Raw genomic sequence first — 18,069 nt, 5'->3', positions numbered from 1 at the left:
GTGCGCTCTCGCGATAGCGTGGCCGGATGACGAGCCTCCTCCTGCAGCCCACGCCACCCTCGGTCCCCGCCGGAGCGCGATCGCTCGGGGAGGGACCGTTCCTCTCGCCGGGTGCGCAGCTCGACTGGCACTACCGCAAGCCGGGGTGGACCACGGGGGAGGCGGCGACCGTCACCCCCATGCGCGTCGTCCGTGACGATGAGCGCGGTCTCGTCGCGTGGCTCGCCGCCGGGACGCAGCAGGAAGGTCAGGGCACGCGGGACGGGGAGCGCATCCGGGCCGTCCCGCTCGATCGGCGGTGGCGGGAGCCCCGGCGCCGGATCGTCGAGGAGTGGTGGGGCAACGGCATCCTGCGCATCGCGCCCGCGGGAGTGCCGTGGTCGGTCTGGCTGTTCTGGAGCTCGGTCACCGGGACGACGTGGGACTTCGCCGGCTGGTACGTCAACCTCGAGAACGCGCACCTGCGCACCGACAGTGCCACCTACACCTCCGATCACGTCCTCGACGTCGAGATCGCACAGGACGGGCGCGTGGCGATGAAGGACGAGGACGAGCTGGTCGCCGCCGTCGACCAGGGACGGCTGACCGTCGCGCAGGCCGCGCAGATCGAGCGGCACGCGGTCGCGGCCATCGCGTCGTTCCATGCCGGCGACTGGCCGTTCGATCGGGAGTGGATCGACTGGCGACCGGACCTGTCGTGGACGATCCCGGTGTTGGACGGCCTCGACGAGATCGTCGTCCCCTGACCGCTTCGGGGCCGGCCTCCGCGACGGCGCCGAGCCCGCGCGGCATCAGGCGTTCGCGCGGCATCAGGCGACAGCAGCGCCCATGGCCTGTGCTCGCGGTGAGGGCCTGAGCTCGCGTGGTGGGCGGTGTTCGCGTGAGGGCCTGTGTTCGCGTGGTGGCCTGTGTCGCTCCGCTCTGAGCGGAGGCCCTTCCCCCGAGTCGTCGATCCTGATGACATGGGCACATGACGGATGTGCTGATCCTGGGGGGAACCGGATGGCTGTCGGAGCGCATCGCCGCGCACGCGTTGGGGGCGGGCGCGTCGGTGACCTGCCTCGCCCGCGGCGGGCGGCCGGCGCCACCGGGAGCGACCCTCGTGCTCGCCGACCGCGACGACGAGGACGCCTATGACGTCGTCTCGCGCACCGACTGGGACCACGTCGTCGACGTCTCCTCCCGCGCCGCTCATGTCTCCGGGGCCGTCCGCGCGCTCGGCGAGCGTGCCGCCCGGTGGACCTGCGTCTCGTCGATGTCGGTGTACCGCGACGACGAGACGGTCGGGACGGACGAGTCGGCCCCGCGGCACCCGGCGGCGCAGGCCGGTGAGGACGACGACTACGCGCGGCAGAAGGTCGCGGCGGAGGACGCCGTGCAGGAGAGCCTCGGCGACCGCGCGCTCCTCGTCCGTCCCGGCCTCATCGTCGGCGACGGCGACCCGAGCGATCGCTTCGGCTACTGGGCGGCGGCGTTCCTCCGGGCCCTGGACGAGCCCGTGCTGCTCCCGCCGCTCGACGGGCGCACGGCGCAGGTCATCGACGTCGAGGACGTCGCCGCCTTCGTCGTGTCCGCCACCGTCACCGGTGCCGTCAACGCGATCGGCGACGTGCGCGACCTGGAGGACGTGCTGCGTACGGTGCGCGCTTCCACCGGGCACACCGGTCCGGTCGTCGTCGGCACGGAGGAGCGTCTCGTCGCGGAGGGTGTCGCGTACTGGGCGGGGCCGCGCTCGCTCCCGCTGTGGCTGCCGCCCGAGATGAGCGGATTCATGACCCGCTCGAACGCGCGGTACCGGCGCGGCGGAGGCAGGCTCCGGCCCCTCGAAGAGACGGTGGAACGCGTCGTGGCGGACGAGCGCGAACGGGGCGTGGACCGGGAGCGCCGTGCCGGACTCACGCGGACGGAGGAGCGGGCGCTGCTCGACGCCTTCGCTCGCTAGACTGCGAGGCAGTGACACGGGGTGCCGCATCCGCGGCTGAGATCACACCCGTCGAACCTGATCTAGTTCGTACTAGCGAAGGGATGTCGCAATGAGCGATCCTGTGCGTCCGGAATCCGTCCTCGACCTCGCCGTCACGGCGGGAAGGCTGCGGGAGGAGGTCCGGGCTGCGCCGCCGTTGACGCACTGCCTCACGAACGCCGTCGTGACGGGGTTCACCGCCAACGTGCTGCTCGCGCTCGGCGCGGCGCCGGCGATGGTCGACATCGTCGGCGAGGCCGGACCGTTCGCGGGTGCCGCCTCGGGGCTCCTCGTCAATCTCGGGACGCCGACCCCGGAGCAGCGGGAGGCGAGCAGGGAAGCCGTGGCCGGAGCGCTCGCCGCCGCCACGCCGTGGGTGCTCGATCCCGTCGCGATCGGCACGCTCCCGGTGCGGACGGCACTGGCCCACGAGCTGGCCGCGCGGCGCCCGACCGCCATCCGCGGCAACGCGTCGGAGATCCTCGCGCTCGCCGGGCACAGCAGCGGCGGCCGCGGCGTCGACGCGACGGACGGCACCGAGGCGGCGGCCTCGTCTGCGCGCGAGCTCGCCGACCGGTACGGCTCCGTGGTCGCCGTCTCCGGCCCGGTCGACCTCCTCACCGACGGGGAACGGGTGATCCGCATCGCCAACGGGCACGAGCTGCTCACGCGGGTGACGGGCGGCGGCTGCGCGCTGGGGGCCGTGATGGCGGCCTTCCTCGGGGCGTCCCGCGGTACCGGGACCGATGCGCTGACGGCGGTGGCCGCGGCGACCCTCGTCTACACGGTCGCGGCCGAGCAGGCGGCGGAGACCTCCCGCGGACCGGGCAGCTTCGCCGTCGGACTGCTCGATGCGCTGTCCGCCGTGACCCCAGCGGATCTCCGGGACCGCGCCCGCGTCGAGGAGGAGACCCGATGACCGTCGACCTGTCCCTCTACCTCGTCACCGATCGGTCGCTGTGCGGCGCACGCGGGGTGGTCGCGACCGTCCGCGAAGCGGTGGCCGGCGGCGTCCGCATCGTGCAGCTGCGCGACAAGGAGGCGACGGACGAGGAGACCGTCGTGCAGCTCCTCGCTTTGTCCGCGGCCATCGACGGTCGTGCGCTGCTCGTCGTGAACGATCGCCTCGATGCGGCTGTCGAGGCCCGTCGTCGCGGCGCCAGGGTGGACGGGGTGCACCTCGGTCAGGCGGACGCCTCGGTGCTCCGCGCGCGCGAGCTCCTCGGCCCGGAGGCCCTGATCGGGCTGACCGCGAACACCTCCGCGCACCTCGAGGAGGTCGCCGCGCTGCCGCCCGGCACGGTCGACTACCTCGGGGTCGGCGTGATCCGCCCCACGCGCACCAAGCCCGACCACCCGGCCCCGCTCGGCATCGACGGCTTCGCCGCGTTCGCCGCGCGCAGTGCGCTGCCGTGCGTCGCGATCGGCGGGGTGGAGCTCGACGACACGGCGGCGCTGCGCGCGGCCGGCGCGGCCGGGATCGCGGTGGTGTCGGCGCTGTGCGCGGCGGGCGACCCCCGGACAGCCGCCGCGGCCTTCCGTCGGCGCTGGCTCGGGCGCGCGGTGCCGCACGTGCTCAGCATCGCCGGCAGCGATCCGTCCGGGGGCGCGGGCATCCAGGCCGACCTCAAGGCGATCGCCGCGAACGGGGGCTACGGCATGGCGGCCCTGACGGCCCTGACCGCCCAGAACACGCAGGGCGTCCGCGCCGTGCACGTTCCTCCCGCGGACTTCCTCCGGGCGCAGCTCGACGCCGTCGGTGACGACATCCGCATCGACGCCGTGAAGGTCGGCATGCTCGCGGACGTGGAGGTGATCCGGACGGTCGCCGCGTGGCTCCGAGACACACAGCCCCCGATCGTCGTGCTCGACCCGGTCATGATCGCGACCTCGGGGGATCGGCTGCTCCACCCCGATGCGGAGCGCGAGCTGCGGAGCCTGCTGTCCCTGGCGACCGTGGTCACCCCGAACCTCGCCGAGCTCGCGGTGCTCGTCGGTCACGAGGTGACGGACTGGGCGGACGCGCTCGCCGCAGCGCGAGAGCTGTCGGCCGCGATGGGGACCGCGGTGCTGGTGAAGGGCGGGCATCTGCCCGGGGACGAGGCACCGGACGCCCTGATCGACACGGCAGCCGGTACGCACGCCGAGTTCCCCGGCGCGCGCATCCGCACGGCGAACACCCACGGCACCGGCTGCTCGCTGTCCGCGGCTCTGGCCACACGACTGGCGACGGGCGACGATCCCGCGACTGCGGTGCGCGCCGCGCGCGCCTGGTTGCGGGAGTCCCTCCGCGCGGCGGACGACCTGGAGATCGGGCGAGGACACGGCCCGATCCATCCCTTCTCGGGACTCTGGGCGCGCGGCGGGGTCGAGACCCGGCCGACACCGGAGGAGGTGGCCGCGGCCTGGTGGGATGAGACCGCCGCGATCCGCCGCGACATCGACGCGCTGCCCTTCGTGCGCGCGCTCGCCGGGGGGACCCTCGACCGCGACGCCTTCGTCTTCTACCTCGCGCAGGATGCCCTCTACCTCCGCGAGTACGCCCGGGTGCTCGCGGAGGCGTCACGTCTCGCTCCGACCCCCGACGAGCAGGCGTTCTGGGCCGAGGCCGCGCACGGCGCGATCCGCGGCGAGCTGGAGCTGCACGCGTCGTGGCTGACGCCGGAGACCGGGGTGAACGGCGCGACCTTCGCCGCCGAGCCCGCCCCGGCCACGGTCGCCTACCTCGACCACCTGCGTGCCGTCGCCTTCGGCGGGGACTACGCCACGGTGATCGCGGCCGTGCTGCCGTGCTTCTGGCTCTACACCGACCTGGGGGAGCGGCTCCATGCCGGAGCGTTCGGCGCGGCGCCCCGCGACCCCCGGCATCCCTATGCATCGTGGCTGGCGACCTACGCGGATCCGGCTTTCGCGGAGGCCACCCGGCAGGCCGTCGCGCATGTCGCCGCCGCGGCCGCGAGGGCCGACGACACCGGCCGAGAGCGGATGCGGCGAGCCTTCGTCGCATCGAGCGCGCACGAACGGGCCTTCTTCGCCGCACCGGTCGCGCGCGCTGTCGTGTGACGCCCCGGATTTGCGGTGCCGAACACGCCCGCGCTATCGTCGCCGCATGCCTTCGGTCGCCACCGCTCCTTCGACGCTCGTCCCGAGCGTCATCGCCGTGCGCCGACGTCGCGGCCGCCGATTCTAGGCGACCCCGCCCTTCTGCCTGCGTCCGCGCGGCGGTCGAGTGCCGGTGTCGCCGCCTCCGGCCCCGCCCCCGGTCCCGAGATCGTCGAGGACCCGACCGTTAAGGTAGAAGCATGACGTATTCCGTCGCCGTCTCCGGCGCCTCCGGCTACGCAGGCGGCGAGATCCTGCGCCTCCTGGCCGCTCACCCCGACGTCGAGATCCGCACCGTCACGGCGCACTCGAACGCCGGACAGCCCCTCGTCGCCCATCAGCCGCACCTCCGTTCACTCGCCCACCTGACGCTGCAGGACACCACACCCGAGGTCCTCGCCGGACACGACATCGTGTTCCTGGCCCTCCCGCACGGCCAGTCCGGGCAGTACACGGACGCCCTCGGCGACACCCCGCTGGTGATCGACGCCGGAGCGGACCACCGGCTCACCTCGTCGGCGGAGTGGGACGCGTTCTACGGCGGGTCCTTCCATGAGCCGTGGACGTACGGCGTGCCCGAGCTCCTCGTCGGAGGGGGCAAGCAGCGGGACGCGCTCCGCAGCGCGACCCGGATCGCCGCACCCGGCTGCAACGCCTCCACGGTGAGCCTGAGCCTCGCCCCCGGTGTCGCGGCCGGCGTGATCGACCCGGGCGACATCGTCTCCGTCCTGGCCGTCGGCCCGTCCGGGGCGGGCAAGAGCCTGAAGACGAACCTCCTCGCCAGCGAAATCCTCGGCTCCGCGAACCCCTATGCCGTCGGCGGCACGCACCGCCACATCCCGGAGATCCGTCAGGCGCTCGCCGCCGCCCGCCCTTCGACGGGCTCAGGCCCTTCGACGGACTCAGGCCCTTCGACGGGCTCAGGGACCCAAGACATCCGGATCTCGTTCACTCCGGTCCTCGTGCCGATGTCGCGCGGCATCCTCGCCACGTCCACAGCGCCGATCGTCGAGGGTGTGAGCGACGCCGAGATCCGTCAGGCATGGGAGAGCGCCTACGGCGACGAGACCTTCGTCCAGCTGCTGCCGGAGGGGAGCTTCCCGCGCACGGCGGACGTGCTCGGGGCGAACACGGCCCTCCTCGGCCTCGCGATCGATCGCGCCGCGAACCGCGTGACGGTGGTCACCGCCGTCGACAACCTCGTCAAGGGCACCGCCGGAGCTGCCGTCCAGTCCATGAACATCGCGCTGGGGCTTCCCGAGACCCGCGCCCTCTCAGTGAACGGAGTCGCCCCGTGAGCGTCACCGCCCCCGCAGGATTCGAGGCGGCCGGGGTCGCCGCCGGACTCAAGTCGACCGGCAAACCCGATGTCGCCGTCGTGGTCAACCGCGGCCCCCGCAAGGTCGGCGCCGCCGTCTTCACGAGCAACCGCGCCAAGGCCAACCCCATCATCTGGTCGCAGCAGGCCGTCGCGGACCGCGTGGTCGAGGCCGTCGTCCTCAACTCCGGCGGTGCGAACTGCTTCACCGGGAGCTTCGGGTTCCAGACGACCCACCAGACCGCGGAGAAGGCGGCCGAGCTGCTCGGCATCAGCGCGGGCGACGTGCTCGTCTGCTCCACGGGGCTCATCGGGACGGGGGACGAGGTCTTCCGCGAGAAGGTCCTCGCGGGTACCGCGCAGGCGATCACCGCGCTGAGCGCGGACGGTGGGGAGAGCGCCGCGCACGCCATCATGACCACGGACACGGTCGCGAAGACCGCTGTGGTGACCCGCGACGGCTGGACGATCGGCGGCATGGCGAAGGGCGCGGGCATGCTCGCCCCGGGTCTGGCGACGATGCTCGTGGTGCTCACCACCGACGCCGTGCTCGAACCGCTCCAGGCGGACGAGGCGCTGCGTCGGGCGACGGGACGCACGTTCGACCGCCTCGACTCCGACGGCTGCATGTCGACCAACGACCAGGTGACGCTACTCGCCAACGGCGCCTCCGAGGTCGTCCCCGACCTCGACGACTTCGCCGAGGCGCTCACCGCGCTCTGCCAGGAGCTCGCGGTCAAGCTGCAGGGCGACGCGGAGGGCGCGAGCCACGACATCACGATCGAGGTGCAGCACGCCGTCTCCGAGCAGGACGCCGTCGAGGTCGGCCGCTCGGTCGCCCGCAACAACCTGTTCAAGGCCGCCATCTTCGGCAACGACCCGAACTGGGGCCGCGTCCTCGCGGCGATCGGCACGACGGCCGCGCAGTTCGACCCGTACGACGTCGACGTGTGGATGAACGGCGTCCGAGTCTGCACCGCCGGCGGGCCGGACCGCCCCCGCGAGGAGGTCGACCTGACGCCGCGGGCCACGCACCTGATGATCGACCTCAAGGTCGGAGAGGCCACCGCCACGGTGCTGACGAACGACCTCACCCACGACTACGTGCACGAGAACAGCGCCTACGCCTCATGACCGACATCCAGGACACCACGCCGGACATCGCGGCGCAGAAGGCCACCACCCTCATCGAGTCGCTGCCGTGGCTGAAGAAGTTCCGCGACCAGATCGTCGTCGTCAAGTACGGCGGGAACGCCATGGTCTCGGACGAGCTGCAGGAGGCCTTCGCCCAGGACATCGCGTACCTCCGCTACGTCGGTGTGCAGCCCGTGGTCGTGCACGGCGGCGGGCCGCAGATCTCCGACATGCTGCAGCGGCTGGAGATCCCCAGCGAGTTCAAGGGCGGGTACCGCGTCACCAACACCGAGGCCATCGGCGTCGTGCGGATGGTCCTCACCGGCCAGGTGAACCCGCAGCTCGTCTCGAAGATCAACTCGCACGGCCCCATCGCCACCGGACTCAGCGGCGAGGACGCCGGGCTCTTCGGCGGCCGCCGTCGGGGTGTGATGATCGACGGCGAGGAGGTGGACCTCGGCCGCGTGGGCGACGTGGTCCAGGTCGACCCGACGCCGGTGCTCGACCATCTCGCCGCGGGGCGGATCCCGGTCGTGTCGAGCATCGCGCCCGACCTCGACCACCCGGGGCAGTCGCTCAACGTCAACGCGGATGCCGCGGCTGCCGCGCTGGCCGTGGCCCTCGGTGCGCGCAAGCTCGTCATCCTCACCGACGTGCCGGGTCTGTACGCCGACTGGCCCAACCGCGACTCGCTCGTGTCACACCTGACGTCGGACGCGCTCATCGAGATGCTTCCGCGCCTCGAGTCGGGGATGATTCCGAAGATGCGCGCGTGCCTCGATGCGGTCGAGGGCGGCGTCGACGCGGCGGCGATCATCGACGGACGGGTGCCGCACTCGGTGCTCGTCGAACTGTTCACCAGCAAGGGAATCGGGACCGAAGTGGTCCTGGGAGAGAAAGGGGCGACGGCATGACCGTCTGGCAGGACGACGCGGCACGTGATCTCGTGCTCAACGCGGGGGAGCGCCTCGCGCTGCTGACCCGCGGTGAGGGCTCGTACCTGTGGGACGCCGAAGACCGACGCTACCTCGACTTCCTCGCCGGCATCGCGGTGACCTCCCTCGGCCACGCGCACCCGGTGTTCGTCGATGCGGTGTCCCGGCAGGCCGCCACCCTCGCGCACGTCTCCAACTACTTCGCGACCCCGCCGCAGCTCGCGCTCGCCGCCCGACTCAAGCGCCTTGCCGGCGCAGGGATCGATGGTCGCGTGTTCTTCTCGAACTCGGGTGCCGAGGCCAACGAGGCCGCGTTCAAGCTCGCCCGTCTGCACGGCGGCGCGGAGCGTCCGCGCATCCTCGCACTGGAGAACGGCTTCCACGGCCGGACGATGGGTTCGCTCGCGCTCACGGCCAAGGAGTCGATGCGTGCGCCGTTCGCGCCGATGCCCGGAGGCGTGGAGCACATCCCGGCCACGATCGAAGCGCTGGAGGCCGCGATGGACGACCGGGTCGCCGCCGTCATCGTGGAGCCGATCCAGGGTGAAGCCGGTGTCGTCGAGCTGCCCGAGGGCTACCTCGCCGCGGCACGCTCGCTGACCCTCGCGCACGGCGCCCTGCTCATCGTCGACGAGATCCAGACGGGCGCGGGCCGGACCGGCGCCTGGTTCGGATTCAGCCACGAGGGCATCACGCCCGACGCCATCACGCTCGCGAAGGGCATCGGCGGCGGATTCCCGATCGGCGCCCTCGTCACCTACGGGGCCGCGAGCGCCCTGTTCACCCCCGGTTCGCACGGCTCCACGTTCGGCGGCAACCCGCTCGCGACGGCCGTGGCGGACGCGGTGCTGGCCGAGATCGAGCGCGCCGACCTCGTCGACAACGCCGCGCGCCGTGGCGCAGAGCTGCGGGACATCATCCTCGGCATCGACTCCCCGCTGGTCGGCGGCGTCCGCGGCCGCGGACTCCTCGTGGGCGTCGCGCTCTCGCAGCCCGTGGCGGGTGCGGTGGTCGCCGCCGCGCAGGACCGCGGTCTCATCGTCAACGCCGCCAACCCCGAGACCGTGCGCGTCGCGCCGGCGCTCACCATCGGCGACACGGAGCTGGCGGAGTTCCGCGAGCTGTTCGCCGCCGCTCTCTCCGACGTCCACACCTCCGCCACCGGAAAGGTCCCCGCATGACCCGCCACCTGCTGCGCGACGACGATCTGACGCCCGCCGAGCAGGCGGAGATCCTCGATCTCGCGCTCGAGCTCAAGAAGGATCGCTGGGCGGACAAGAGCCTCGCCGGCCCGCAGACCGTCGCCGTGATCTTCGACAAGTCGTCCACCCGGACGCGCGTCTCGTTCGCCGTCGGTATCGCCGACCTCGGCGGCACGCCGCTCATCATCTCCACGGCGAGCAGCCAGCTCGGCGGGAAGGAGACGCCGTCCGATACGGCCCGCGTGCTCGAGCGCCAGGTCGCCGCGATCGTGTGGCGGACCTACGCGCAGTCGGGGCTGGAGGAGATGGCCGCCGGCACCCGGGTCCCCGTGATCAATGCGCTGTCCGACGACTTCCACCCCTGCCAGCTCCTCGCCGACCTGCTGACGATCCGTGAGCACAAGGGCGACCTCAAGGGCCTCACGCTGACGTTCTTCGGCGACGGCCAGAGCAACATGGCGCACTCCTACGCGCTCGCGGGCGTCACGGCCGGCATGCACGTGCGCATCGCCTCGCCGGAGGACTACGCGCCGCGCGCCGACGTGATCGAAGCGGCCGACCGCCGCGCCGGGGAGACCGGCGGATCGATCACGCTCTTCACCGACCCGGTCGAGGCGGCCGCCGGCGCCGACGTCGTCGTCACCGACACCTGGGTGTCGATGGGCAAGGAGGAGGAGAAGCTCGCGCGGATCCGCGATCTCGGGGGCTACAAGGTCACGCCCGAGACCATGGAGCTCGCGCACGACGACGCGATCTTCATCCACTGCCTGCCCGCTGACCGCGGCTACGAGGTGGACTCCGCGGTCATCGACGGTCCGCAGAGCGTGGTGTGGGACGAGGCGGAGAACCGCCTGCACGCCCAGAAGGCCCTGCTGGTCTGGCTTCTCGGGAAGAAGGACGCGTGATGGCCGGTTCGCACGAAGGCACCAACGAGGGCGCGCTCTGGGGCGCGCGGTTCGCCACCGGTCCGTCGCCGGAGCTCGTCGAGCTGAGCCGGTCGACGCACTTCGACTGGATCCTGGCGCCGTACGACATCGCGGGATCCCACGCGCATGCCACGGCGCTGGCCGCCGCGGGGTACCTGGAGCCGGATGAGGCCGCCCGGATGCACGAGGGCCTCGACGCCGTCGCGCGCAAGGTCGCCGACGGCACCCTGCAGCCGCTGCCCACCGACGAGGACGTGCACGGCGCACTCGAGCAGGCGCTGATCGCCGAGCTGGGTCCGGAGCTGGGCGGACGCCTCCGCGCCGGCCGCAGCCGGAACGACCAGATCGCCACGCTCGTGCGGATGTACCTGATCGACCACGCCCGGGTGATCGCGCGCGACCTGCTGCGCGTGATCGATGCGCTCGTGGCACAGGCGGAGGCGCATCCCGACGCGATCCTGCCCGGCCGCACGCACCTGCAGCACGCACAGCCGGTGCTGCTCGCCCATCACCTCCAGGCCCACGCCTGGCCGCTGGTGCGCGAGCTCGAGCGCCTCGTCGACTGGCGCCGTCGCGCCGGTGTCTCGCCGTACGGCGGGGGAGCACTCGCGGGGTCGACCCTGGGCCTGGATCCCGCGCTCGTCGCGACGGAGCTCGGCCTCGACCGGCCGGCGGAGAACTCCCTCGACGGCACCGCTGCGCGGGACGTCGTGGCGGAGTTCGCGTTCATCGCGGCGATGACGGGGGTCGACCTCTCCCGCCTGTCCGAGGAGATCATCCTCTGGAACACGCGGGAGTTCGGCTTCGTCACCCTCGACGACGGCTACTCCACGGGATCCAGCATCATGCCGCAGAAGAAGAACCCGGACATCGCCGAGCTCGCGCGCGGCAAGTCCGGGCGTCTCATCGGCAACCTGTCCGGCCTGCTGGCGACCCTCAAGGGCCTGCCCCTCGCGTACAACCGCGATCTGCAGGAGGACAAGGAGCCGGTGTTCGACTCGGTGCGGACGCTCGAGGTCGTGCTGCCGGCGTTCGCCGGGATGATCGCGACGCTGCGTTTCCACACGGAGCGGATGGCCGCGCTCGCCCCCCAGGGGTTCTCCCTGGCGACGGATGTCGCCGAGTGGCTGGTGAAGCGGCGCGTGCCGTTCCGCGACGCCCACGAGATCTCCGGCGCGCTCGTCCGTGCCTGCGAGGAGCAGGGGATCGGGCTGGAGGACGCCTCCGACGAGCTGCTGCTGTCGGTGTCGCCGCACCTCGTCCCCGAGGTCCGCGAGGTGCTCACGATCGAGGGCTCCGTCGCGTCGCGCACGGGCGTCGGCGGCACCGCTCCGGAGCGCGTGGCCGAGCAGCGCGCGGAGCTCGTCGCCCGCGCGCAGGCCGCTGCGCACGCGCTCGGCCTGTAATCGCTCCGGCGGCGGCCTCGCCTCAGTGCAGGTCGCCGTCGGCGGCCGAGCGTTCCCACCGGGTGAACCGGACGGTCAGACCCGCGCGGGTGGGCGCGGCGAGGAACGGTCCCGCGGAGACGGTCGCATCGCCGGAGAAGGGAGCCACCCTGACCAGGCGCCAGGGGCCGTCGTCCGCCCGGGCGCGCACGATCATCGCGTCCGCCCAGCGGCTGACCCTGACCGTGATCTCGCTCTCGCGCCAGTCGTCGACGTAGCCGACCGACCAGTCGGATCGGCCGGCGGTCACGACGGCACCGAGACCGAGGTGGCCATCGGCGAACTCGACGCCCGCTTTGATCCAGTGCTCCTCATCGGCGCGCACGAAGAGCCCCGCCTGGTCGAACTGCCCCTCCCACGGCGCACGGAACGCGACCTCGATCGCCTCGCCGACCGCGAGCGGCGCGAGCAGCGCGTGCTCCGTGTCGTGCACGAAACCGTAGGCGGTGTGGCGCCAGGCGTCGCTGCCCTCGGCCGCGGTGGCGTCGAGGTGACCGTCGACGTGTGTCCAGGCGGGGGCATGGGTCCAGGTGGCATCCGTCCAGTTGATGATGCGTGATTCAGGCATATTTCCCATCTATAGCTGATAACGGCATAAACAGCGAATATTCGTGCTACGGTTATGTCATGGTCGTCGCTGTGATCGCCGACATCGTCGGGTCCCGGGAACTCCGGGACCGCGGTGCTGCGCAGCGCGCGCTGGACGAGACCATCGCACAGGTGGAACAGGATCGCCCGCTGGCCATCCACCCGCTCACGCCCACGGTAGGGGACGAGCAGCAGGGCGTCTACCGCGCACTGCCTGACGCGCTCCTCTCCCTCCTCATGGTCCAGCTCCGCCTCCCGGAGGGTCTCGCCTTCCGCTTCGGCATCGGCGTCGGCGAGGTCAGGCCGGTCACCTCGGTGCACGGCGAGCTGGCCGACGGACCCGGGTGGTACGCGGCACGCGCCGCGATCGAGACCGTCCACGCACGCGAACAGCGCGCCGTGCCGCGCACGCGCACCTGGATTGTCGGCGCCCCGGGTCAGGATGAGGTCATGGAGACCGTGATCGCCGCGTCCAACGCCTACGTCCTCGCGCGCGACGAGCTGGTGGGGGCGATGAGCACGCGCGAACGCCACCTCACCTACGGACGCCTGGTCGGCCGGTCCCAGCAGGAGCTCGCCGCCCAGGAGGGCATCTCGCAGCCGAGCGTCTCCAAGTCGCTGCGGAGTGCGGGAGCCGCCGCTCTCATCGAAGGCGTGGCCGCGCTCCGGGGGGAGTCCGCATGATCCTCGCCGGCTTCGTCCTCCTCGCCGTCGGCGCGACCGACCTCGTCCGGCAGTTCGTGCCGCGGCGGTGGATCGGCTTCGTCGTGGCCGCGGCCGTGGTCCTCCTCCTCGGCATCGGCGGCGATGCGCTGCTGCCCGCGCTCCTGGGGCTCGGTGCCGGGGCGCTGTGGGCGTGGAGCATGCCGGACGAGGGGCCGTCCCGGGCCGGGTTCTGGCCGGCGGTCGCGCTGGCCGCCCTCAGCATCGCCGCCGTGGTCTGGGGCGGGTCGAGGAGCACGTCCGGTCTCATCGGCGAGCTCTGGACGCTCCGCTCGCCCTTCGGCGAGGTGCCGTTCGATCTCGCCGTGCTCGCGCTCGGTGCCGGCGTCTTCCTCCTCGAATCCGCGAACCTCGTCGTCCGTGCGGCTCTCGACGGCGAGCACACCTGGCGCCCGGCCGAGGTCTCGGGGACCGTCGCGCCCGAGCCCGTACCCTCCGACCGGTCGGAGGCCGACGCCCCTGCGGTGTCCGCCGTGATCCCCGCCGATCCCCGCCACGGCTTCAAGGGCGGGCGGCTCATCGGCCCCCTGGAACGCGTGCTCGTGATGATCCTCACGCTCGCCGCGGCCTACCCGGTGCTCGCAGCCATGCTCGCCGCCAAGGGCATCGTCCGCTTCCCGGAGATCTCCCGCGACGGGGAGACCGGCGCGCGTGCCGAGTACTTCCTCGTCGGCAGCCTCGTGAGCTGGGTGATCGGCCTCGGTGCCGCGTTCCTCGTCTGGTGGGCGGCGCACAGCTGACACCCCCGCCCGCGACGCAGCGGGACGGTTGCGCGCTGCTAGCCTGGAGCGCGTGTCAACTCCCGCTCTGACGACCGCGCCGCAGGCGATTGACCCCACGTTCGAGAACGTGTGGGACGAGATCGTGTGGCGTGGCCTCGTCCACGTGTCCACCGACCAGGAGGCGCTGCGCGCCCTGCTCGCGGGAGACCCCGTCACGTATTACTGCGGCTTCGACCCGACGGCACCGAGTCTGCATCTCGGGCACCTGGTCCAGCTGCTCCTGCTCCGCCGCCTCCAGCTCGCCGGGCACAAGCCGCTCGGTCTCGTCGGCGGCTCCACCGGCCTGATCGGCGATCCCCGGCCGACGGCGGAGCGCACGCTCAACACCCGCGAGACGGTGGCGGAATGGGTCGACCGCCTGCGCGGCCAGGTCGAGCGGTACCTCAGCTTCGAGGGCGACAATGCCGCCCGCATGGTGAACAACCTCGACTGGACGGCGCCGCTCTCCGCGATCGACTTCCTGCGGGAGATCGGCAAGCACTACCGCGTCGGCACGATGCTGAAGAAGGACGCGGTGGCCGCGCGCCTGAACTCCGACGCCGGCATCAGCTACACCGAGTTCAGCTACCAGATCCTCCAGGGGCTCGACTTCCTCGAGCTCTACCGCCAGTACGACTGCGTGCTGCAGACGGGCGGCTCGGATCAGTGGGGCAACCTCACCAGCGGCACCGACCTCATCCACCGGGTCGAGGGGGCCTCGGTCCACGCGATCGGCACGCCGCTGATCACCAACAGCGACGGCACGAAGTTCGGCAAGAGCGAGGGCAACGCGATCTGGATCGACGCGGAGCTCACGAGCCCCTACGCGTTCTACCAGTTCTGGCTCAGCACGGCCGATGCCGACGTGATCGAACGCCTCAAGGTCTTCACGTTCCTGACCAGGGCCGAGATCGAGGAGTACGCCGAACTCGTGGCGACGGAGCCGTTCCGCCGCGCCGCCCAGAAGCGCCTCGCGCTCGAGGTCGTCGCGACGGTGCACGGCGTGGAGGCGACGGCGGCCGTGATCGCGGCGTCCGAGGCGCTGTTCGGGCAGGGCGACCTGACCACTCTCGACGCGGCGACGCTGCGCACGGCTCTGGACGAGCTCCCGCACGCGACGGTCGCCGCCGGTACTCCGGTCGTCGACGCACTCGTCGCGACCGGGCTGGTGTCGAGTCTGTCGGAGGCCCGTCGCGCCATCGCGCAGGGCGGGGTGTCCCTCGACGGCGAGCGGGTGGAGGACGACTCCGCGACCGTGCAGGGCACGCTTCCCGGTGGTGTCTCGGTGCTGCGTCGCGGGAAGAAGACTCTCGCCGGCGTCTTCCTCGGCTGATCCCGGTCAGGCATGCCGTTCACCCCGAGTCACGCGATCGTGGCGTTGCCGTTCGTGCGCACGCCCCTGGTTCCCGCGGCGATCGCGATCGGAGCGATGACGCCGGACATCTCGCTGTTCCTGCGGAACATCGGGCTCAACTACGGCTTCCTGCACGATCCGATCAACGTCCTGTGGACGGCTCTGCTCGCGCTCGTGCTCTTCCTGCTGTGGCGTGTGCTGCTGCGCCCCGCGACCCTGGAGCTGCTGCCGGACTGGGTGAGCACGCGGCTACCCGCCGGGTGGGGCGCGAGCGGATTCCGGGCCGGGGTCGAGGCGTTGACCCGCGACGATCGTCCCCGGTATCGGGGTGCGCGGTCGCTGTATCCGGTCCTGCTCGTGCTCTCCGCGATGCTGGGGGTGCTCTCGCACATCCTCTGGGACGCGTTCACGCATGAGTCGCGGTGGGGCGTCGATCTGGTGCCCGCGCTCGCGAACTCGTGGGGTCCGTTCGACGGCTACAAGTGGCTCCAGTACGTCTCGAGCGCGCTCGGCCTGCTGGGTCTGGCGATCTGGGCGGCACTGTGGCTGCGTCGTGCGACCCCGCGAACGCATGCGCCCCGGATCCTTCCGACGGTCGTGCGGATCGCGTGGTGGCTCTCGCTGCCGGTGATCCTCGTGCTCGCCTGGGTCGGCGGACTGCTCGCGTTCGGCCCGCTCTCCGCCGATTTCACGGTGCAGCATCTCGCGTATCGGGTGCTGCCGCCGGCCTGTGCGGTGTGGGGCCTGTTCACCCTGGTCCTCTGCGTGGTCCTCGCCGTGCGGCGGCCGCGCTCCGCGGTCTGACCCGCAGCGGACCCGGCACGTCGGGAAGCCGGGTCACCAGCGTGGTGCGTCCGTACCCCATGCGTGCGGGGCCTCGAACCTGAGCCCGGGGAGAGCGGGTGCCGCCGTCACGACCGCCGTCCCGTCCACGTCGAATCGCGCGAGATGCGCCGAGGCGTCGATCTCCGGCGCGCGCACGGCAGCGGTCGTGCGCGGCATCCCCAGCAGTTCGGCGGCGACCCGGCGCAGGGAGGTGCGCACGATGCGCGAGCGCCCGTCGCGGGAACGGAGCAGGCGGGTGAGCGCGGCGGCGAGAAGATATCCGCTGCTGTGATCCAGCGCCTGGGCGGGGAGGGCGCCCGGCCGTCCGTCGTCGCCCTCGATCATCGCGATGCCGCTCTCCGCCTGGACGAGACTGTCGAAACCGGCGCGCTCGGGATGATCGGGTCCCCAGGCGCTGAGCTCCGCGACGAGGAGACCCGGGTGCTGCTCGACCAGAGCGTCGGGGGAGAGGCCGAGCCGGTCCAGCGAGGCGGGCCGATATCCGAGCACGACCGCATCCGCCGACTGCAGGAGGGCGTGCAGCTCCGGGGACCGGGCGTCGAGGCGTGCGGAGCGCTTGCCATGGCCGGTGTCGAGGTGCTGCCACGGGAGCTCGGGGAGCTGCGGCGGGTCGAGACGCAGCACGTCGGCGCCGAGGAGAGCGAGCGTCCGTGTGCACACCGGCCCCGCGATCACTCGGGTGAGGTCCAGGACACGGAGGCCGGCGAGCGGAGCGCGCGCCGAGACGGCGGGAGACGAGGTCCGTCGGTCCTTCGTTCGTCCGCCCTCGGGGTCGGCGACCGCGACATCGAGGAGCGGAGCAGCTCGCTGCGCCCGGTCGGCCTCGGGGTCCTCGTGACGCACGGCCACCGCGAGTCCGCCCGCCGCGGAGATGAGGCCCACGGCCTCGTCGGTCGAGAGGGTCGACATCCTGCGGGTCACGGCCTCCGCACCCGCCGAGCCGGACAGACCGAGTGCGCGGCGAAGCGCTCGAGCGTGGTGCGGGTAGTTGCCATGTGTGCGGACCCACCCGTCGCCGCTCTCCCAGAACCCGGAGAGCGGCGCCCACACCGGCGGGGGAGTTCCGTCGACCAGCAGGTAGCGGTCGCTCCGGTAGGCGACGGCCACGCGTCGGGGATCGATGGACCCGGGGTCGAGTCCGGCGGCCACGGTCACCGCGGCCACACTGGCGAGAGCCAGCTCTGCGGTCGCCGTGCGCGAGGCGAGGGGCACCGGATCGAGAGTGCGGAGTGACGCGAGGGAGTCCGCGGGGAGGGGCGCGACGCCCGTGTCCCGCCACACACGGACGAGCAGATCGGCAGTGGTGTCGGAGGAGGGAGTGCGCATGGGCGTGATGCTACTCCGCCCCCGGATACCGCCGGAAACAGCCGCTGATCCGGCCGAATCCCGGCGCGGGGCGCCCGCGACACGCCCGGGGTGGTGCGCCCGATTTGCCAGACCCCCGGAATCCACGTAACTTATTACTTGTTCGCCCCACAGGGAAGCGGAGAAGCCCAGAGCTTCACCCCCCTCAAGCGGAGAACCACTCCCGATCCACTCTCACTTGAGAGATCCGGCGCTTGCGCCTAGGATGGGAGATCCACCCCTTCTGCGGCTGTCACCGGCTGCGCAGCGGATCCAAGATCCGCGCGGCGCGCCGATTTGACAAGCGGGTCGGGATGGCTAAGATAGAGAAGTTGCCCTGCGGGCCTGGTCGTGATGGCTGGGTCGTGGGAGCATCCGATCCTTGAGAACTCAACAGCGTGCACTTGTCAAATGCCAAATTATCCTCG

Annotated in this window: 16 protein-coding genes and 1 riboswitch; of the genes, 14 read left to right on the top strand and 2 right to left on the bottom strand. The window is 72.1% G+C overall.

The window, feature by feature from the left end; genetic code table 11:
- The first annotated feature begins 26 nt into the window (after nucleotides 1–26).
- The 10 genes from BV453_RS03030 (at nucleotide 27) to argH (ending at nucleotide 11,986) form a co-directional block, all read left to right on the top strand.
- Entirely contained in the window at nucleotides 27–746 is a 720-nt protein-coding gene (locus BV453_RS03030; RefSeq protein ID WP_249520853.1) for a DUF402 domain-containing protein, read from the top strand.
- 224 nt (nucleotides 747–970) lie between these two features.
- Nucleotides 971–1,942, top strand: a complete 972-nt coding sequence (locus BV453_RS03025) for an NAD-dependent epimerase/dehydratase family protein (protein WP_249520852.1) — start codon at nucleotides 971–973, stop codon at nucleotides 1,940–1,942.
- 7 nt (nucleotides 1,943–1,949) lie between these two features.
- A riboswitch (TPP riboswitch) is annotated at nucleotides 1,950–2,043 on the top strand.
- Nucleotides 2,034–2,882 carry a hydroxyethylthiazole kinase gene (thiM, locus tag BV453_RS03020; RefSeq protein ID WP_085603559.1) on the top strand — a complete coding sequence of 283 codons (849 nt, stop codon included), beginning with the start codon at nucleotides 2,034–2,036 and terminating at the stop codon, nucleotides 2,880–2,882. Its footprint overlaps the riboswitch before it by 10 nt.
- Nucleotides 2,879–5,026, top strand: coding sequence for a bifunctional hydroxymethylpyrimidine kinase/phosphomethylpyrimidine kinase (locus BV453_RS03015; RefSeq protein WP_249520851.1), 2,148 nt, complete (start codon nucleotides 2,879–2,881; stop codon nucleotides 5,024–5,026). The genes thiM and BV453_RS03015 overlap by 4 nt, the downstream gene beginning before the upstream one ends.
- 239 nt (nucleotides 5,027–5,265) lie before the next feature.
- The gene (gene argC, locus BV453_RS03010) at nucleotides 5,266–6,363 is read left to right on the top strand and encodes an N-acetyl-gamma-glutamyl-phosphate reductase (RefSeq protein WP_249520850.1); all 1,098 of its coding nucleotides are present in this window, start codon (nucleotides 5,266–5,268) and stop codon (nucleotides 6,361–6,363) included.
- Entirely contained in the window at nucleotides 6,360–7,517 is a 1,158-nt protein-coding gene (gene argJ, locus BV453_RS03005) for a bifunctional glutamate N-acetyltransferase/amino-acid acetyltransferase ArgJ (protein ID WP_025105263.1), read from the top strand. The genes argC and argJ overlap by 4 nt, the downstream gene beginning before the upstream one ends.
- Entirely contained in the window at nucleotides 7,514–8,431 is a 918-nt protein-coding gene (argB, locus tag BV453_RS03000) for an acetylglutamate kinase (protein ID WP_101844881.1), read from the top strand. Before argJ ends, argB begins: the two co-directional genes overlap by 4 nt.
- Nucleotides 8,428–9,633 carry an acetylornithine transaminase gene (locus BV453_RS02995; RefSeq protein WP_249520849.1) on the top strand — a complete coding sequence of 402 codons (1,206 nt, stop codon included), beginning with the start codon at nucleotides 8,428–8,430 and terminating at the stop codon, nucleotides 9,631–9,633. The genes argB and BV453_RS02995 overlap by 4 nt, the downstream gene beginning before the upstream one ends.
- Nucleotides 9,630–10,559, top strand: a complete 930-nt coding sequence (gene argF / locus BV453_RS02990) for an ornithine carbamoyltransferase (protein ID WP_025105260.1) — start codon at nucleotides 9,630–9,632, stop codon at nucleotides 10,557–10,559. The genes BV453_RS02995 and argF overlap by 4 nt, the downstream gene beginning before the upstream one ends.
- A complete protein-coding gene (argH, locus tag BV453_RS02985) occupies nucleotides 10,559–11,986 on the top strand; it encodes an argininosuccinate lyase (protein ID WP_249520848.1) in 1,428 nt (475 codons plus the stop codon). The genes argF and argH overlap by 1 nt, the downstream gene beginning before the upstream one ends.
- 22 nt (nucleotides 11,987–12,008) lie before the next feature.
- Here argH and BV453_RS02980 read toward each other — a convergent pair whose 3' ends face one another.
- Nucleotides 12,009–12,593 (bottom strand): DUF1349 domain-containing protein, encoded by a 585-nt coding sequence (locus BV453_RS02980; protein ID WP_249520847.1) that lies wholly within the window; start codon nucleotides 12,591–12,593, stop codon nucleotides 12,009–12,011.
- Between the two features lie 59 nt (nucleotides 12,594–12,652).
- Between BV453_RS02980 and BV453_RS02975 the strand changes: the two genes are divergently transcribed.
- Genes BV453_RS02975 through BV453_RS02960 form a run of 4 tightly spaced genes read left to right on the top strand, consistent with a single transcriptional unit; the run spans nucleotide 12,653 to nucleotide 16,255 of the window.
- Nucleotides 12,653–13,297 carry a SatD family protein gene (locus BV453_RS02975; protein WP_025105257.1) on the top strand — a complete coding sequence of 215 codons (645 nt, stop codon included), beginning with the start codon at nucleotides 12,653–12,655 and terminating at the stop codon, nucleotides 13,295–13,297.
- A complete protein-coding gene (locus BV453_RS02970) occupies nucleotides 13,294–14,076 on the top strand; it encodes a hypothetical protein (protein ID WP_025105256.1) in 783 nt (260 codons plus the stop codon). Before BV453_RS02975 ends, BV453_RS02970 begins: the two co-directional genes overlap by 4 nt.
- A 52-nt stretch (nucleotides 14,077–14,128) precedes the next feature.
- Nucleotides 14,129–15,430 (top strand): tyrosine--tRNA ligase, encoded by a 1,302-nt coding sequence (gene tyrS, locus BV453_RS02965; RefSeq protein ID WP_157524065.1) that lies wholly within the window; start codon nucleotides 14,129–14,131, stop codon nucleotides 15,428–15,430.
- A 12-nt stretch (nucleotides 15,431–15,442) separates the two neighbouring features.
- Nucleotides 15,443–16,255: a DUF4184 family protein gene (locus BV453_RS02960; RefSeq protein ID WP_249520846.1), complete on the top strand. Its 813-nt coding sequence runs from the start codon at nucleotides 15,443–15,445 to the stop codon at nucleotides 16,253–16,255.
- Nucleotides 16,256–16,288: 33 nt separating this feature from the next.
- Here the strand turns inward: BV453_RS02960 and BV453_RS02955 are convergent, their stop codons facing one another.
- Nucleotides 16,289–17,623 carry a CoA transferase gene (locus tag BV453_RS02955; RefSeq protein WP_249520845.1) on the bottom strand — a complete coding sequence of 445 codons (1,335 nt, stop codon included), beginning with the start codon at nucleotides 17,621–17,623 and terminating at the stop codon, nucleotides 16,289–16,291.
- Between the last annotated feature and the right edge of the window lie 446 nt (nucleotides 17,624–18,069).

It is taken from the genome of Microbacterium sp. ER1 (genome assembly GCF_023383675.1).
In the GTDB taxonomy this organism is placed as follows: domain Bacteria; phylum Actinomycetota; class Actinomycetes; order Actinomycetales; family Microbacteriaceae; genus Microbacterium.
Note: the sequence above shows the minus strand (reverse complement) of the source record. Positions and strands in the feature narration are given on the sequence as shown.

Bases quoted from the DNA above. Each gene is read 5' to 3' on its own strand.
- thiM (WP_085603559.1), top strand. From the start codon at position 2,034: ATGAGCGATCCTGTGCGTCCGGAATCCGTCCTCGACCTCGCCGTCACG.
- BV453_RS02995 (WP_249520849.1), top strand. From the start codon at position 8,428: ATGACCGTCTGGCAGGACGACGCGGCACGTGATCTCGTGCTCAACGCG.
- BV453_RS02960 (WP_249520846.1), top strand. From the start codon at position 15,443: ATGCCGTTCACCCCGAGTCACGCGATCGTGGCGTTGCCGTTCGTGCGC.
- BV453_RS02970 (WP_025105256.1), top strand. From the start codon at position 13,294: ATGATCCTCGCCGGCTTCGTCCTCCTCGCCGTCGGCGCGACCGACCTC.
- BV453_RS03025 (WP_249520852.1), top strand. From the start codon at position 971: ATGACGGATGTGCTGATCCTGGGGGGAACCGGATGGCTGTCGGAGCGC.
- BV453_RS02955 (WP_249520845.1), bottom strand. From the start codon at position 17,623: ATGCGCACTCCCTCCTCCGACACCACTGCCGATCTGCTCGTCCGTGTG.
- BV453_RS03030 (WP_249520853.1), top strand. From the start codon at position 27: ATGACGAGCCTCCTCCTGCAGCCCACGCCACCCTCGGTCCCCGCCGGA.
- argH (WP_249520848.1), top strand. From the start codon at position 10,559: ATGGCCGGTTCGCACGAAGGCACCAACGAGGGCGCGCTCTGGGGCGCG.
- argC (WP_249520850.1), top strand. From the start codon at position 5,266: ATGACGTATTCCGTCGCCGTCTCCGGCGCCTCCGGCTACGCAGGCGGC.
- BV453_RS02975 (WP_025105257.1), top strand. From the start codon at position 12,653: ATGGTCGTCGCTGTGATCGCCGACATCGTCGGGTCCCGGGAACTCCGG.
- argB (WP_101844881.1), top strand. From the start codon at position 7,514: ATGACCGACATCCAGGACACCACGCCGGACATCGCGGCGCAGAAGGCC.
- argF (WP_025105260.1), top strand. From the start codon at position 9,630: ATGACCCGCCACCTGCTGCGCGACGACGATCTGACGCCCGCCGAGCAG.
- BV453_RS03015 (WP_249520851.1), top strand. From the start codon at position 2,879: ATGACCGTCGACCTGTCCCTCTACCTCGTCACCGATCGGTCGCTGTGC.
- BV453_RS02980 (WP_249520847.1), bottom strand. From the start codon at position 12,593: ATGCCTGAATCACGCATCATCAACTGGACGGATGCCACCTGGACCCAT.